19 protein-coding genes are annotated in these 15,704 nt (G+C 59.1%); 11 read left to right on the forward strand and 8 right to left on the reverse strand.

From position 1 onward, the window contains the following. The first annotated feature begins 97 nt into the window (after positions 1–97). A complete protein-coding gene (locus LVY75_34930) occupies positions 98–445 on the forward strand; it encodes a hypothetical protein (protein ID XAZ25985.1) in 348 nt (115 codons plus the stop codon). 58 nt (positions 446–503) lie between these two features. On the opposite strand, the gene LVY75_34935 is transcribed toward LVY75_34930, so the two are convergent. Both LVY75_34935 and LVY75_34940 read right to left on the reverse strand, forming a co-directional pair. After that, the gene (locus LVY75_34935) at positions 504–1,016 is read right to left on the reverse strand and encodes an acyloxyacyl hydrolase (protein XAZ26387.1); all 513 of its coding nucleotides are present in this window, start codon (positions 1,014–1,016) and stop codon (positions 504–506) included. Positions 1,017–1,682: 666 nt separating this feature from the next. Beyond that, the gene (locus LVY75_34940; GenBank protein XAZ25986.1) at positions 1,683–1,880 is read right to left on the reverse strand and encodes an SDR family NAD(P)-dependent oxidoreductase; all 198 of its coding nucleotides are present in this window, start codon (positions 1,878–1,880) and stop codon (positions 1,683–1,685) included. Positions 1,881–2,263: 383 nt separating this feature from the next. Here LVY75_34940 and LVY75_34945 point away from each other — a divergent pair, with 383 nt between their 5' ends. Genes LVY75_34945 through LVY75_34955 form a run of 3 tightly spaced genes read left to right on the forward strand, consistent with a single transcriptional unit; the run spans position 2,264 to position 3,674 of the window. Further along, a complete protein-coding gene (locus tag LVY75_34945; protein ID XAZ25987.1) occupies positions 2,264–2,818 on the forward strand; it encodes a hypothetical protein in 555 nt (184 codons plus the stop codon). 55 nt (positions 2,819–2,873) lie between these two features. Then, positions 2,874–3,221: a hypothetical protein gene (locus LVY75_34950; protein ID XAZ25988.1), complete on the forward strand. Its 348-nt coding sequence runs from the start codon at positions 2,874–2,876 to the stop codon at positions 3,219–3,221. A 9-nt stretch (positions 3,222–3,230) separates the two neighbouring features. Continuing rightward, positions 3,231–3,674 (forward strand): hypothetical protein, encoded by a 444-nt coding sequence (locus tag LVY75_34955; protein ID XAZ25989.1) that lies wholly within the window; start codon positions 3,231–3,233, stop codon positions 3,672–3,674. Positions 3,675–4,490: 816 nt separating this feature from the next. On the opposite strand, the gene LVY75_34960 is transcribed toward LVY75_34955, so the two are convergent. Next, positions 4,491–5,978: an SDR family NAD(P)-dependent oxidoreductase gene (locus tag LVY75_34960; protein ID XAZ25990.1), complete on the reverse strand. Its 1,488-nt coding sequence runs from the start codon at positions 5,976–5,978 to the stop codon at positions 4,491–4,493. 1,036 nt (positions 5,979–7,014) lie between these two features. Further along, positions 7,015–7,455 carry a hypothetical protein gene (locus LVY75_34965; GenBank protein ID XAZ25991.1) on the reverse strand — a complete coding sequence of 147 codons (441 nt, stop codon included), beginning with the start codon at positions 7,453–7,455 and terminating at the stop codon, positions 7,015–7,017. Positions 7,456–7,864: 409 nt separating this feature from the next. Here LVY75_34965 and LVY75_34970 point away from each other — a divergent pair, with 409 nt between their 5' ends. Then, a complete protein-coding gene (locus LVY75_34970; GenBank protein XAZ25992.1) occupies positions 7,865–8,143 on the forward strand; it encodes a hypothetical protein in 279 nt (92 codons plus the stop codon). Positions 8,144–8,588: 445 nt separating this feature from the next. Here the strand turns inward: LVY75_34970 and LVY75_34975 are convergent, their stop codons facing one another. Further along, positions 8,589–10,823: a cation:proton antiporter gene (locus LVY75_34975; GenBank protein ID XAZ25993.1), complete on the reverse strand. Its 2,235-nt coding sequence runs from the start codon at positions 10,821–10,823 to the stop codon at positions 8,589–8,591. 217 nt (positions 10,824–11,040) lie between these two features. On the opposite strand from LVY75_34975, the gene LVY75_34980 reads away from it, so the two are divergent. The 3 genes from LVY75_34980 to LVY75_34990 all read left to right on the forward strand — a co-directional run bounded on the left by LVY75_34980 (position 11,041) and on the right by LVY75_34990 (position 12,350). Then, on the forward strand, positions 11,041–11,235 hold the full coding sequence (locus tag LVY75_34980) for a hypothetical protein (protein XAZ25994.1): 195 nt from the start codon (positions 11,041–11,043) through the stop codon (positions 11,233–11,235). Positions 11,236–11,251: 16 nt separating this feature from the next. Next, the gene (locus tag LVY75_34985) at positions 11,252–11,692 is read left to right on the forward strand and encodes a DUF202 domain-containing protein (GenBank protein ID XAZ25995.1); all 441 of its coding nucleotides are present in this window, start codon (positions 11,252–11,254) and stop codon (positions 11,690–11,692) included. Between the two features lie 544 nt (positions 11,693–12,236). Then, the gene (locus LVY75_34990; protein XAZ26388.1) at positions 12,237–12,350 is read left to right on the forward strand and encodes a hypothetical protein; all 114 of its coding nucleotides are present in this window, start codon (positions 12,237–12,239) and stop codon (positions 12,348–12,350) included. A 322-nt stretch (positions 12,351–12,672) separates the two neighbouring features. On the opposite strand, the gene LVY75_34995 is transcribed toward LVY75_34990, so the two are convergent. Then, complete coding sequence (locus LVY75_34995) at positions 12,673–13,146, reverse strand: Hsp20 family protein (protein XAZ25996.1); 474 nt, start codon at positions 13,144–13,146, stop codon at positions 12,673–12,675. 245 nt (positions 13,147–13,391) lie between these two features. Between LVY75_34995 and LVY75_35000 the strand changes: the two genes are divergently transcribed. Both LVY75_35000 and LVY75_35005 read left to right on the forward strand, forming a co-directional pair. Then, positions 13,392–13,715: a hypothetical protein gene (locus tag LVY75_35000; protein ID XAZ25997.1), complete on the forward strand. Its 324-nt coding sequence runs from the start codon at positions 13,392–13,394 to the stop codon at positions 13,713–13,715. Then, positions 13,715–14,017, forward strand: a complete 303-nt coding sequence (locus LVY75_35005) for a hypothetical protein (protein ID XAZ25998.1) — start codon at positions 13,715–13,717, stop codon at positions 14,015–14,017. The genes LVY75_35000 and LVY75_35005 overlap by 1 nt, the downstream gene beginning before the upstream one ends. Before the next feature lie 231 nt (positions 14,018–14,248). Here the strand turns inward: LVY75_35005 and LVY75_35010 are convergent, their stop codons facing one another. Further along, positions 14,249–14,533: a zinc ribbon-containing protein gene (locus tag LVY75_35010; protein XAZ25999.1), complete on the reverse strand. Its 285-nt coding sequence runs from the start codon at positions 14,531–14,533 to the stop codon at positions 14,249–14,251. Between the two features lie 226 nt (positions 14,534–14,759). Here LVY75_35010 and LVY75_35015 point away from each other — a divergent pair, with 226 nt between their 5' ends. Continuing rightward, positions 14,760–14,996 (forward strand): hypothetical protein, encoded by a 237-nt coding sequence (locus LVY75_35015; protein ID XAZ26000.1) that lies wholly within the window; start codon positions 14,760–14,762, stop codon positions 14,994–14,996. Here LVY75_35015 and LVY75_35020 read toward each other — a convergent pair. Further along, entirely contained in the window at positions 14,980–15,294 is a 315-nt protein-coding gene (locus LVY75_35020) for a DUF982 domain-containing protein (GenBank protein XAZ26001.1), read from the reverse strand. The genes LVY75_35015 and LVY75_35020 overlap by 17 nt on opposite strands. Positions 15,295–15,704: the final 410 nt, after the last annotated feature.

A 15,704-nucleotide genomic window follows, 5' to 3' on the forward strand; every position in this document is an offset into this window, starting at 1 on the left:
TCCTAACATCTAAAATACATCATCGGCATGCCGCAGGAGACAATCGCTCGCAAGCTTGAACGCGTAGCGCCAAGACGGCACCTAGACAGGTGAAATCATGAACCGCGTTTTGGCCGCCCTCTCGCTAGCTTTGCTGACCAGTTGCTCCCATACGGATCCGCTCGAAGTAGGAAGCGTGACGTTGGCGCCCCGAGCCGCACCCTCTAGCGACCAAGCGGTCATCGCCGCTGTCGTGGGCACCGGAGAGGTCGGTACTTACGCTCTTGCATGGGCCAACCCGGAAACCGGCAGCGCCGGTGTGATTGAGCGTATCGATCCTGCCAATGGAGTTGCAAACGGGTGTCGGAAATTCGTGACCAGCCGGCAGTCGCTCGAGGGCGAGACACGTTTCGACGGAATCGTTTGCCCCGCCGGCAATGCCTGGAAACTTTCGTCTGGCACATGAAGATTACCGAAACGTCGCCACCTTGCGAGCGCCGGGCGATAAGATCGAGCAGAAAGATTTAGAACTTGTAACCGACCTGCAGGCCGGCCCGTGTCATCCCGTCATTCGGGCTGCACAGGTTGGCGTTTGAAGAGTGCGCGATCTGCGCCGAAAGGTTCCAGTGCTCTGTAAGGCGATAGCCGCCTCCGACATATTCGTGGAACAGAACCCGGCAGCCGAGGTTGGGGCCGCCGTCGTTTCCGTCAAGATCGCCCGTATGGATGACACCGCCAAAGCCCGCTTCGGCGAAGACCTTGTCGCTGAAATCAACCGTCCAGGTAAAACCTGTGAAGAATTGCGTTGCTTCGCCGCTCGACCCGATCGAAGTTCCAAGATGGACTCGCGGAAGCAGAAGCTGCTCTCTCCAGCTGCCGGCAGCTTCGTATCCGAACGGATCAAAAAGCACTGTCAATTCCGGAAAAGCCCCGTCTTCCCCTGACCGGCCGCCTTGAACCGATGTCGAAACGCCGAAACGAAACTCGTCAAAGAGCTGATCTTGAGCTCGTGCGGGAGAACTCTCGAGGCTCCCCATTGCAACAGCCAGGATAAGCAAAAAGCATTTATCTATGCAGGATTTCCGATCCATGCGAATCGACGTCTCCGGGAACCGACAGGAACTGGTAGCACAGCTGTCTTCAATGGAAAGCCCGCCTTTTGAGAACGGCAGGTTTTTTGCGAGGTGCAGCTCAGGCACCGCGCTTTCGACAGGCGGTTCATGAAGAAAGCTCTTGGGGAACCCTCAAGCAAGGCGCACGAGGTGCGGCGCGAAAGACGCTGTGCGCAACGACTAAGGTCCAGCCGACGATTGTATCGAACGCCGGCGTCTGGTCGGCAACCTCCGGGCCGCGGCCAAGGGCAATGATCTTGCCTTCGCAGCAAGCGCGATTGCGAAAACTGCAGCAAGTCCCAAAACGAGCGGACCCGATGCTTGATGGCGCGACCTGAACCTCCCTTCTATATGAGCAGCATCTGTCGAGGGATAGTGAAGACTGCCATCGCTTTTTGCCTTTGCCGGCGACGCCCGCATCACATAGATCGCCATACTTGAGCAGGCGCGCGGCCAAGTTGGGTGCAAGGAGTTGGGAAAGTCTCATCACCCTCGTCATGGATCCGACCATAGTGGTTGGTCGCGGCGATCTTGCGACATGGACGATGGCGTCGGCAACGCGGCGCGCATCAAGGGCGGGCGGTGGGGCGCTCAGCCGCCTGCCAACGAATTGGCGCCATGTCCCAATCCCGGCGTATCGACGAAGGCTGTATAGATGTCGCAGATGTGGATCGACGGTCGGTCAGCTAGCTCAGCGCTCAACGCCTCCGAAAATCCGCGCAGCCCGAACTTGCCGGCGCTATATGCGGTCGCGAAGGGAGCGGCCGCAAAGGCGCCAAGTAAGATCATGTTGATAAAGACCCCCTGCCCTGCCTGAGATAGATCGGCATGGTGGCCTCGTGCTCATTTCACTCAATGCAAACATGCAGTCCCAGGAAGTAGCGAGACAGGATGTTCGCAATCTTCTCCATCTCACTTGCTCGCACCGAGAAAGACAGTTGGAGCCGGAATGATACGCGCCGCAAACGAGCGTAACGACGATTGCAATTTAACAAATCGGGGCCTGAACCCGCATCCCTCTTTTTCGAACCCGCCGGGATCGGACCAAGGTCCGGCATAGCTCCGACTGAAGTCCGTAGTCAGGAACAGCCTGCGCCAACCGTCGTTCGTCTAACAGCCCTGAGGTCGTATCGACCGGGCCATAGCTCAATATTCGATGGAGGAATATTCCCATGTTCAAGGCAACCGGCATCGCCTTCGCCGCAGCTCTTCTTGCCAGCACCGCATTTGCCCAGTCGTCCAGTTCGCTCGGGACGGGCGGCTCATCGGCTGGCGGCGGAACCTCCAGCAGCACAGTCGGAACTGGTGGAAGCTCTGCCGGCGGCGATTGCACCGCGGGTGCTACCAACTGTCCGTCAGGCAGCGCGTCGACCGTTGGCACCGGCGGCTCCTCAGCTGGCGGCGGTACCTCCAGCAGCACAGTCGGCACGGGCGGTTCTTCGGCCGGCTCCGGTTCGGGCTCGTCTTCCACGCTTGGAACGGGGGGCTCATCGGCTGGCGGCGGCACCTCCGGCAGCTCCGTCGGCACCGGCGGCTCCGCTGCAGGCTCCGGTGATGCCGGTTCGGCTTCCTCGATCGGGACAGGCGGATCGTCAGCAGGCGACGGCAAGAGCGCTAGCTCCGTCGGTACAGGCGCAAGCCAGGCAGGCTCCGCGCACGAGAACAACGGAAAGAAGGGCTGCGCTCCCGGCCAAGCCAAGAAGAGCGGCTCCACCCAATCCTGCTAGCTTGTCGTGGCCGGCGCTTTTCAACGCCGGCCATTTTGCCTTCGGAGGCCAGATAATGTCAAACACAGTGAAAGCTTTAATCTACGGGGCCGCTCTTTTGGCCGCGACCCAGGCACGAGCAGAGGACATCAAACTCGACGATGGAACGAGCTGTACCCTGGTTGAGAAGCAGCTCGATACCGGGGGCACGTCCACCACGGTAACGGCCGGAAACGGCAAGGTGACCTCATCAACAACGACGGGAAGCGGATCATCGAGTTCGGCCTCGTCATCCGCGTCAGGCTCGGTGAACGGATCGGGAAGCGTCGACAGCTTCTCGACGGCCAGCATGACGCGGCCGGACGGAACTGTTGTCACCAAGCGATCCGACGGCACCTGTTCGGTAACCAAGCCCAAGAAGTAGGAGAAAACCATGAAGACCACGACATTGGTCAGCGCGATGACACTCGCGCTCCTCTCTCTGACCACCGCCGTGTCGGCGCAGGAGTGTAAGGCTGCCGGAACCATCGGGACGGCAGGAAGTGCGTCGGCGGGTGGCACCTCGGCAAGCTCGGTTGGAACCGCCGGGGCGTGTCAGACCGACGATGGGACGACCTCCTCCATTGGATCTGGCGGCAGTGCCGCAACAGACGACGGCAAGGCGATGAGCAAGACGCACCTCAACGACAATGACGACAGGCTGAAGGCACAGACGAACGCCCAAGCGGTCGACAAGGGCACGTTCAGCAAGTCGAGGACGAAGACCAGCACCGACGGACAGTCGCTGGAGAGCACGACGCGCACCATGTCGCACGTGCCCGGCCAGAAGCCCGTCAAGAGCACAACCGAGCAGAATGTCATCCTGCCCCAGCAGTGAGCAATTAAAGGAAAAACGATGAACAATCTCATCTGGCTTGTCGGCGCTATCGTCATCATCGTGGCAGTGCTGAGCTTCTTCGGCTTTCGATAAGGAGAGCTTCTCAAGTGGCTCTTGAGGCAGACAATGACGTCGGCAGAACGACCGGATCGGCCGCCCGAGGAGGCAGGGTAGAGGCTTCCCGTCCTCTTGATTGAGTCGCAATACATCGACCCCAGAAGTGGAGAATTCAAGAAAGGCTCCGCTCGTGCAGCGCGGGGCTTTTAGATACGCCGACACCGCCGTTGAAGAATGGGGCTCACGCCCAATATGACCGCATCCTGGGCGATCCGCCGACGGCGGTTCACGAACGAGAAAGGGTGGACCGCACGTCCTTGGGGGCCTGGTGCGTTACGGGACAACATAAGCCGGGAGCGCGGTCCGACATCCAGACTTTGAAGCCGCCGGATCGTTCCCGCCGTAACAAGCAATTTTCTGCGGGCCCGGGAAGGCCAGCCCGAACCTTCTGATCCTGTCGAGCCGCTCGCGCCCATCTGCCGCCAATATGACGCGCACAAGCCGAAAGCGCGTTCAGTGCATGGACGGGATGACCGTCTCAAGGCGCTCAACACTGAGGCTGAACACGACCCAGAGGGAGATAGGCACGGGCTTCTGAAAAAGGAGACGACGGCGGCTGGCTCAAAGCGCGCGCCACTCGGTTCGAACGTCCGGATCGCGGGTATCCTTTTGCCGGCCGTCAACCTACCCTGCGCAAACGATTTCACGGCTCCGTCGGCACAACACTTCCATGGCGAGGCGGTAATTGGCGTCTGTCGATCATGGCCGATTTTCCTGGAGCGAATAGATGGCATGCAGAAGGGCGAGGTGGCTCAAGCCTTGCGGCAGATTGCCAAGACCTGCGCCGGTTGCGGGATCAACCATCTCATTAAGTATGCCGAAATTGTTGCCAAGCCGCTCCAGCAGGGTCTTCAGCATCGCCTCGGCCAGATCGACCTCGCCCAGGAAGGCATAAGCTTCGACGAGCCAGCAGGAGCAGGCAACAAATGCACCTTCCTCCTTGTCGACCCCATTGTAGCGGTAGACGAGCGGGCCGACCGCCAGTTCGCGCTCGATGGCATCACGGGTCCGTTTCAGCCGATCATCATGTTCAAAGCCGAACCGGGTCGTCAGCAGCAGCGCCGCGTCGAGCCTGTCGCTGCCGGCATAGAATGTATAGGCCTGTTTCTCCTGCGACCAGCAATGGCTGTCGATCCAGTTGCGAATGCGGCGGCTCTCGGAGAGCCAACGGTTTGCATCGCCGCCGATATGGCCTTCCTTCGTAAGATCAGCCGCATTCGTCAGCGCAAGCCAGCAGCCGATCTTGGAGAAAGTGTAGTGCTGCTTGTCTTGAAGTTCCCAGATGCCACAATCCTTTTTACGCCAGCGGCGGACGCACTGCTCGGCAAGGTTTTCGAGGAGGCGCGCGGCCTGAGGATCGAGGACGTGACCTGACCGCGCAAAAAGTGCCGCCGTTTCGAGCACGTCTCCATAGCAGCTGAGCTGCGTCTGCGCACGGGCACGGTTACCGATCCGCACGGGAGTCGAACCCTTGTAGCCGGGAACGTTGACCATACGCTCCCGCGGTACCTCGCCACCGGACAAAGTGTAGACGACCTTCGGTTCTGGACCGTCGCCGGCAATCGTTCGCACCAACCAGCCGAATGCGCCCATCGGCTCCTGGAGGGCGCCTGCCCGAAGCAGTGCCTTGATCGTGTAGGCTGCGTCACGGACCCAGGCGTAACGATAGTCGTAGTTCTTGTCGCCGCCGATCCGCTCGGGAACACCTGATGTGGCGGCCGCGGCAATTGTCCCGGTCTTTGAATAAACCAAAAATTTCAAGGACAAGGCACACCGCACCAGGTCGCCCTTGAACGGCCCGTCATAGGTCAGTTCATTGGCCCAGCGCCGCCATTCCTCATCGCTTAGCTCGATCCGACGATCAATGATCGCTCTGCGACCCTCAGCTTCGATCAAACTGATGACCTCGTCGGCGTCGCTCTGTTCTTGCGGCAGGTAGTTAATCACGACGTCGGCGCCTTCGCGGGCAAAAGCGATGGCGGCAGCCCGACCAATGCCGGAGTCGCCTCCAGTGACCAGAGCCTTGCGCCCCGCAAGCCGACCGCTGCCCTTATAGGACGTCTCGCCGTGGTCGGGAACAGGCTGCATCTTGCTTGCCAGACCGGGAACCGGCTGCGGCTGCTGGGGAAACTCCGGTTGTGGATACTGGTCGAGCGGGTTTCGCATGTCGAATTGGTTGTTGGCCATTTCTCTGTCCTTTTTTCTCCTGGGACTTTCGAAATCTTGCCGCACCGCAGTTGTTCCGCAACGGACCTCAAAACGCCCAGCAAGGGATCGCAGAAGTTGCAATGGGCAACCTCAGTGCCGTCCAGGCAAGATTCTCGCCAAGCCAGGAACTCCTCCTTCGGCCCGAGGTTGGTCACGTCACACAGAAGGACCGACGACAAGGGCGCGCCATAGGCGGGTTCATCGACCGCCCGCCGGATTCGACGAGCGCCATGAGCGGTCTGTCCTTCTCGATGCTGGGGCGGATCAAGGCGGCGCAAGAGCAAGCTGAAGGTCGAAATCGAAGCGATGGCGCGTGCCAGGTCGAACGGGCGAGGCTCAGCAGGCGCGCTTGAGATGGAAGGAAGGTTAAATATGAACAAGCACAATCGGCGAGGATCGCAATGGAACCCTGATGTCCGGCTGACACGCAGCGGCCTCGAAAATGCGATCGAGCATCATGGGGAAGATCAAGCCTTGCTGGATGGAGGCGTCGCCGTTGTATCGCGAAGAGCGGATCGGAGGCCGTGGAATTGGAGGCGAAGTCGGCGTCGATTGGCGTCAGCGGAGGCCATAGCGACCGTCACCAGCAAGATTAAGCCGGATTGACAACATGGTCTGGCCATGGATCGGTGGGCGCCTTGAAACAGAAAGCGAACGGCCTTAGTCAAACACAACTGAGAGCACAGGTTTTCCCCAGCTTGTCCACAGCTCAATCCCTTGAAAATAAACCCAGATCGGTCGAACGAGAACGTTTGAAGCCCAGCTCTCGCGTCTTCTTTTCTGCCCTCGTTAAATTGATCCAGCCGCGCTGCCAGCTTATGGTGGCCTTCACCCACGCATCGGCGGCGCGACGCCCGGAGACGAGGGAGCGGCCGGTATTTCATCGGCTGCTCCTCTTTCCGATCCGATAATTTTCGGCAAGCGACTTCAGCATATGCTGGCACGGCAGTTGAGCGCGCCACAAGGCCTGCGCGTGGCAAAAGAACAATTTCGGGCAGCAGCGAACACTTACACGCTATCGGTGGTTCGCCCGCCTCTTGCCCTGCAGCCCGGTCCGATATGGCTCGAGTTCTAGAACTACACTTTTCCGATTGATCACATTGTGGCGCAGAAGTATCTGGAAAACAGGATCGCTCTTGGACCGCCCTTCCTGCGTCCGCAGAACCTCCTCAAGCTCTCTCGCCGCGCCGGCACACAGCTCTAGCAGAGTGCCCCGCCAGCCAAAGTCAAAAAGGCTCATCGGCTCCCAAGCCCTGCTTCGAGAGATCACGATAAGCCGACTGGTCAGCTCGTCCCAAGCCGCCTCGGGAATGTTTTCGGTGCGGGCGCCGGCTTTCCTGGCCTGCCGCTTCAGGTCCGCCTTTGCCCAAGCACGCGGATTGGTGAATAGCCGGGCGATGTACTTTCTGCAGGCCCAGGCGCCTGCGAATGCTGACAATATCGTAATCCAAAACATTTTAGGATCCGGCCAAGGCCCGCGCGGGTCGCCAGCCGTTTGAGCTGATGGCGCGGGGTTGAGCGAGGAAGATGGTCCGCGCCAACGGGATTTCAACAATCCAGGGCAATCATTGTTGCTTGAAACGGTCCGCACTTGGACGCTCCAGTCAGAGGTCCCGACGAGCAGAATGGGGCTGCGAGGCTCACCTGCTGTGTGCAAGCAAGCTGTCATCTCGCCAGCCTGGGTGGTTCGACGGGGGGCGCATCCCGGAAGATCGGGACGAAAAGAGGGGCAGACGGAATATTCTGCGTTGCCAAAACCGATCATCATTGCCGGGCGCGACATTTAGGCGTCACGTGTCGCCTCTGGTGGAACCGATCTCCAATCACCAATTTACAAGCTTACTGTCAGCAGAAATGGACGGTCCATGCACAACAACGTACCGAAGTCCTTGTCCAGAGCGAAACTTGACGCTCTTAGGGCGATTGCGAGATATCGCCGACAGCGGCGCGTCGGCAAGGGCTGGATCGTCGGCGACAAGCGCCTCTCGGCCTCGCTCATCGCTCGGCTGGAAGCGGACACCATGGTGAAGGAAATTAGCCTGTCCGGCACGCCTGTTCTCGTCGTGACGGAAGGCGGCAGACATGAACTCAAAGGCTCCCGATTGGCGGACGGCCCGCGTTCTTCGCGACGCCCCTCACGGTGATATTGATCGTCGCTGGCCAGCCGTCGACACGCCTGCGGGTTCTTGGGCGCCCTCGATCGCGATGACGCGATGCGTCACATAAAGCACGACGAGTTGGTTGGACCACTGGTCTTAGACTATGCTCCCGCCGCAAGGGTAATGCGGTCATCAACTCTCCACCACACGCCCGTTGCTTCGTCGCGAATGCCTAGTCCACGGACATTTCGGCACGTTTCTCACTAAAATTTTCGTCGCTATCGCCCGAACCTGGTCCTGCCACGGGATTCACCCGGTCCTAGGCGACCGAGACGATCCTCGAAATCTCGCATTGTCGGGCACCTTAGATCTCGCGGCCGAGTTAAAGATGCGCACGCAGAATGCGGAAGATCACGGTCTCCTGGGTCGCTCGTTGATGCTCCTGCCGGAAGCCCAGGGCCTCAAGAACCGATTAGCCCAACCGGTGGACTTATGTTTCGACGAAGACGAATGAGCGATCGGCCGTTCCGGCCAGCGTATCAGCAACAGATCCGTAGGAAACCTCCTTGCCTGCACGACGGCTCACGCCGAGAATGATGAGGTCGAAACGTCCGCTGCGGGCGTGCCTGAGAATGGCGAGTTCCGGTACGGAAGCCTGTGGGGCAACCTTCTCTACCTCGACCTCATAGAAGGACGCAATCCGATCCAGCTGCTGGAAAGCGGCCCTGTGGGCATTGCCGAGGTCACTGACACGGGAGGGCGAGGCGGCTTCCTTCGGGTCGCGGAAATAAACCGCAGTTGTCGCGGCGCCCGTGGCTTTTGCGATGACGAGCGCGAATTCCGCAGCACGGAGGGAGCGTTCGGTGCCGCTGATCGGCACGAGAATGCGCAAGTTTCGATCCTCTCTTGCGATCATGCCGCGCGACGTGACGATCACCGTCGTGCCGCTGAAGGCATCAATCATCGCCGACAGTTTTTCACTATATTGGGCGCTTTCGCCGCTCGTTGGCTGGATGCCGACAAACATGATGTCATGCCCCTTGTCGGCACTGTCGGCGAGAACGTCTGCCAGCTTGCCGTCCCTGTCGCGGACAGAGACATGGATTGGGTCGTCCTGACCCAGTTCTGCACCCTTATCCTGCGTCTCGACAGCCGTCTCGGCGGTTTCCTTCACGCGCTCGCTGATCTGCTGCGCACGCGGAGTGGCTGCTCGTTCCCGTTCCTGTAAATCGGCCGCAGTCTCCTCCTCCTCCCCGATATCGAGAACCGTCACCGGCATTTTGCGCAGCGCCGCGAAATACCCGCATATGCGTGCCGCCAGATCGCCGCTTGCGGAGTGGTCGGTTGCAAGCAGGATCCGCTCGAATTGCGATACAAAGCTTCGCTCTTCGAACGCTTCGAGTTCGAGGCGCTCCTTTTCTTCCTCGCGCATAGGAAGGCGCGCGAGCGCCCAGCGCAGCGTTGGCGGCATAGCCATCGTCGTTACCACTGCCATCGCGACGATCACGGAAAAAAGCCGCTCGTCGAGCACACCGACGGAAAGTCCAATCGACGCGACGATGACTTCGGTGGAACCCCGAGCATTCATGCCACATCCTAGCGCGACAGCCTCGGCATTGGAAAAGCCTCCGAATTTGGCCCCGACAAAGGCGCCTCCAAATTTTCCGAGGCTCGCGATCACAATCAGCCCGACCGCCAGAACCATTATCGATGGATCGGTAAGAACACTGAGATCGGTGTGGAGGCCAGTGAGGCCAAAAAAGACCGGCATGAAGAGAGCCGTTGTCAGTGCCCTGAGCTGCCCCTCGATCTGACGGGTCAGAATGGGCGACTGGCCGACCAAAATGCCCGCGACGAAAGCGCCGAGCACCGTGTGGACCCCGATGGCGTCGGTGACGATCGCCATTGCCCCCATGATTGCGATAATTGCGCTCAAGACAGGAAGATCACTTTTGAACCTGTCATTGGTCCAGCGGATAATCTCGAAGACCACGCGTCGGCCAATGGTGAAGGAGAAGGCCATGAACAGGATCGTGCCGATGACGCCCTTGGCCAACGTGGCGAGATCGACGGCACCTTCTTTCGCAAGGCTGAAGGTCACGGCGATGATCACCCAACCGATTGTGTCGTCAATGATGGCGGAGGCGACAATCAGCTGACCGACATTGCGGCGCATGAAGTCCATCTCTCGAACGACGGTCGCGACGATCTTGACCGAGGAGATCGATAACGCCGTACCAAGGAAAAGCGATGTGACAAGTCTTGCGTCCGGGTCGGGCAACAAGCTTGCAGGCAGGAGTTCGCCGAGGCCGAAGCCAAGCGTGAACGGCACGACGATGCCTGTCAGCGAAACGCCGGCTGCCGCACGGCGCAGCCGGAGCGCCAGCGAAAGGTCGGTCTCCATGCCGGCGAGCAGGAGGAGAAACAGAATGCCGAGCTGTGCCACCGCATCGGTCATGGCCTTTTGCGTGTCGATCTCAGGAAAGATTGCCGACTGGGCGCCGGGGAGCAGAATGCCGAATACCGAGGGGCCGAGCAGGATACCACCGATGATCTGTCCCATGATCGAAGGCTGACCGATGCGCACCATCGCCTCGCCGAACAATCTACCGACGACGACCAGGACGATGATCTGGACAAGAAAGAGAGCTTCTGAGGGACCTGAAGACTGGCCTTCGGCTGCACAGGCCGGAAGAGACCAGCCGATGAGAAGCCAGGCCGTCATTACCGGCAGCTTCCGGGACGGGAGCTGCGCGGAGTTTGCGTTGATTGTCATGCGTGAGAATTCCGATGATGGCTGTCGCTTGGAAACAAACATGGCGCCTTTGTGTTCCCTCTAGGGGAGGCTTTGCCCACAGGTTGATAACGAAACGTGCCGGGAAGGCGCTGTTCCAGGGAACCCATTCAACCGGGAGGAAGTTTCTCAACGAAGGAGAAGCGCTATGAATGAAAATGAATATGCGGCCGAGGAGCTTGCTGAGAAGTATCAGATAAGCCGGGAGCAGGCTGTCCGTTACATCGCCCGCTTCGGCGCCAATCGCGTCGATCTCGATCATTTCCTCGCTGCCGCGTCGCGAACAGCCCGCCATCGACCGGGGGACGTAAGGCGAACCGCGTCGCAAGTAGCTCTTGGATAGAGGCTCCGCCGGAGCCATGAGCGAAGAAGACACTGAGGGTCCAGACAGGCGTACCGTGCTTGCGGCAGATCGTACGGTCTACGCTGCGGAGCGAACATATGCAGCCTGGATGAGAACGGGACTGACGGCGCTCGCCAGTGGAATTGGTGCAAAAGCCCTTCTCGCCAAGGTCGTACCGGAATTTCTCATAGTGACGACGGGCACTATTCTCGTCCTGTTCAGCGCCTTCTGCTTCATCGTCGCTGTGATCAGGGAGTTCCGCCCTGGCCCGCCACCGCCAGAACCAGATGTCAGGAAGATCCCGAGCCCTGTGCTTCTGGTCGTCAGTGGCTTTCTGGTCATCGTATCGCTTGCCGCATTGGTGTGCGGTTCGGACGGTCCGGGGCGATCAGCCATTAGCAAGCCCGGTATTTCGGAAGCTTTCGCGGCCGGAAGTTGCCGCGAGCCGTCCCCTTGAGCCACAGCCAGGTATAGTGGATCTTGAAAGATCTGCATTTTCGCGACGAGCTCGTGGACGTATGTCGACTTCGCGTCATCGGGTACCGACGGACTCGGTTTTCGCCCTTTGAGCAACAGAGGACCCCTCCCCGAAAACGGGCCGAACGCCCTGCACCTTTTCCTCAAGCAGTGTGCGTCCGGCAGCGCCAGCACCTGCTATATGACGATAAACCGAGTCCACAGTAATGAGTCGGATCGAGAGGACGACGCACTGCGGTGAGAGTCTCGACGACAAAACAGAACACTGCCGAGAAACCGGGTCCCATGAAACCGGAGATCGAGAAACTCCAGATGGAAGAGCTGTGACGACGGGAGCAGGAGTAAAGCCGACGTGATGCACCAGCCGGCGCCACCCCGCACCGTTCTCCTCCCTGATCCGACAGAATGACAGTCGCTAGGCTTGTTTGGATGATCGTCCGGCCCCAACTTCATAGGCAAAACCTCGGTAGGCTCGCCGCGATGAAGGATAAGTCATAAAGATTGGAATAATCGGTGGCGGTCACATTGGCGCTTCTCTCACCCGTCGGCTGGCACGGACCACACGGTCTCCGTTTCAAATTGACGAGGCCCGGAAAGCCTGGCAGATCTTGCCCGCGAAACCGGCGCCAAGGCAGTAACGGTCCGTGACCCGGCCGATGATATTATCGACTTTGGTTTGCGCAGCCCCGTGACACGCCAGTAATACGATTGCGTTGCGCAGCTCCCGCTTGAGACCATTATCCGATCAATATCCCCACAAGCATGGTCCAGCCGAGCTAAGGTTGAAGATGTGGATCGATCTATCGCAAGATTTCTCTTTAATCCGCGCGCCAAGGCCGAAATCATGCCCGTTTAGGGACTCGCACGGCAATTGCAGCGCATTGGGATCTACACTGTATTGCCCACAAACATTTGAGGAGCCTCGGGAAGAAGGGGCGCCTCGATGCGCCCCTTCTAATATCATGCTGCGTTCTTTTCACCCTCGATCTGGAGGGGCGCCTGCGTATTTTCACCGCCTCCGATCGCGATCTTTCGCGGCTTCATAGCTTCTGGAACCTCCCGCTTCAGCTCGATGGTAAGCAGGCCGTTCTTGAGGCCAGCGCTTTCCACGCGCACGTGATCGGCAAGTTCGAACCGACGATCGAAGGCACGTCCGGCGATGCCGCGGTGAAGATATTCGCCTTGATCAGCTTCCTCCGCCTTCTGGGCTTTCACGACCAAGACATTACGCTCCTGCATGATATCGAGATCTTCCGTTCCGAAGCCCGCGACCGCCATCTGAATGCGATAGCTGTCCTCACCGCTCTTGACGATATCGTAAGGCGGCCAGGTTTCGATGGACTGCAAACGCTGGGAGTTTGCCAGAAGATTGAAGACCCGGTCGAAGCCGATGCTGGACCGGAACAAGGGTGCGAAGTCGAATTCGTTTCTCATGACCAAAACCTCCGTAAAGCGAGTTGGAACAAAGGAGCCGATTCCGTCGGCTCCGCCCTGTCGACCCCTCATCAGGCGGCCAACGCAAATTGATCTGGTTTGCCCGATTTTCTGATTCAAGACCGCTGGCCGAAAAAATTTCTGCTGGCTGACTTGACCCTCTTGAACGGAGAAATAGGTGCAACAATCTCATTTGCACCTGGAGATTTTCACTCCCCTGCTGAAGGTTTTTAGGAGGCAAAAATATGCCAATCGAAAGGAACAGATCTCGAAAAGCATCAACATGCGACGCGGTATCTGCGCGCCGCCTCAACACGCAGCAGCGCTACGACCACCCGCGTGACGTGCTCGCCACAGCTCTTGATAAGAGCGAGAAGCGAGCCATTCTGGCGTCCTGGGCGTCAGATCTCTTCGCGGTGGATTCGCGGCCCGACCTTCGGCAGCCACCGGGCGTCAGAGAGCCTATCCGCTGCCAGGATATCCTCGACGCGCTGATGGCTTTAGACGACCGTATGTGCGGCCAGGCCGGCGCGGCTCATGTCAGCCGCAAACATCCATGGAGGCCGTGATGACCGCAAGGCACAAAGGTAGGCTGGCAGCCAGTTCCGAAGGCGCCTGCCAGATAGGCGCACGTATGATGGTGGCCTCCAGATATGTCGAATGTCTTCATCGCCTCGCACGTCAGGCCCAACGCGCCGAGCTGCCTGAGCTGGCGGAGAAGCTTGGCGACGTGGCGCACACCATCGAAGCGATATCGCAAGAGATCGCGTTCGGCGATCAAGGCGCGCTTGTTTTAGGAAGGGCTGGTCGTTTGATCGGGACCGCCGAGGCGCTGGTGGAGAAGTCGGCTCGCCAAGGTCTTTTTCACTGAGATTGCTGACGCGACGCGGACGCTGGCAGGCAGTTCGCCTACGTGATGGCAGTCAGTGTTCCTGGCCTCCTAAGCCCTTCGAGAGTCGTGGATTAGTGGGATCGATACGATGCGGAAACTCCGACATTTCTCGGCTCGGGGGAGCACGGCAGGCGACGATCGTTTGAGCGCGATCGCGCCAAACTGATCGGATCTAGAAGCTTGCGCCGACTTGAGTTCCAAAGGCAGGCGCTAACGCAGGACGTCTTCCGACCATACCGGGACAATGAGAGTGCGCACGCGCGTCAGGCGCCGGATCTTCATGGAGCCGAATTCGCTGCCATGCGGGATGTGAAGGGTCATTCGCAGATGGATCTTCTTGCCGCAGCCTTCGCATTTGAACCTGCCGAGCAGCCGGTCGAGGGACAGGTTTCCACACAGCGTCTCAAGATCACCTGGTAGGTAATTGTAAGTGACCCGGCAGAAGTCGCAGGTGACGACAATGATTTGTCCCTGGGCGGCCGCAGCTCTTACCATCCAAGACCGTAGCCTTTTGAGCGGATGAATCTCAGGCATCGCCGGCCTTCACCGCGGTGTGCTTCCAGCCAGCCCTTGGCGGTATTCCTCCGCCCGCGGCGACCCGAAAATTCAGTTCGATCTGAGCAGCCTTGCGCGCTTCCCTCATGGTCGACGCCCAGATTGACACCAGAAATTTGCGGATCTTGAACGTGTATTTCGTTTTTGGCGGGCGGGCGCCAACCTGATGTCCGACGCGAAAGCAGCGCCGCGCGAAATCGACATCATTATTTTGGCGACGCTTGAGGGGTTGAAGCTCCCACTATGCGTCAAACGCCGTCTTTCTCTTGGCGCGCTGTTGGGTTTTGTTGAGGATCGCGGCCTCCTTCGGTCATCTTGTTTCCTATTTGTTCTACGTCCGGGCAAGTGTCAACAACTCGATAAAGCGGCGATAGCCGAAAGGGCTATCAGCCTTGCACACTAAGACGGTCGCCGGAAAAGGCTTCTTCCAGATTTCTGTCGTGGACCAGAGCGAACGCGGAGATATCGGCTTCCTTGGCCGCTAGAAGCAGCGCCTGTCTCAGTTCCTCCGGGCTCGTTGCGCCGATAAGAGCATCGGCGCAGGCTTTGACGGCGACAACATAGTCCTCGCCGTCGTCCAGGGGCCAGCCCTGCATGAGAATACGCGCCACATCGGCCAGTGTGCGAAGGACAACGAAGGGTCGCTCGTCGCGGAACTTCAATCCGACCGGCGCAAAGGCCGAATTTTTATTCGCTGCCATGCCTTCACCCATGTATTGAAAGTAACTTTATACACGAGGATACGAGCGGCGTATGTCACATAGTTAAAACAACGTTAATTTGCTGAGAGAGTTACAGGAAACCCGTTGGAGCGTCTGACGCAACCTTGCGATCAAGTTCTGGATGTCTCGATGCCGGTCAACCGATCGTCGCGGCTATTCCGAACCTGATCCGCGTCGGCCCCTGATCCGAAGCCAAGAGGACACGGGGCCCCGTCGTTGCAGTTGGCCACCGCTGAGCATCACTTAGTCTCCGGATTGAGGCGTAGGGCTGGTCACCGCGGAAAGCCGGTTCTTCAGCAAAGCCGTTGATCCTCGCCGTAACATCAAGTCCATCGGGGACATGTTGTCGACGGGGATAACTGTCCGTTGCCCACCGCCTGCTCAAGCGT

The organism is Sinorhizobium sp. B11 (genome assembly GCA_039725955.1).
Taxonomy (GTDB): Bacteria; Pseudomonadota; Alphaproteobacteria; order Rhizobiales; family Rhizobiaceae; genus Rhizobium.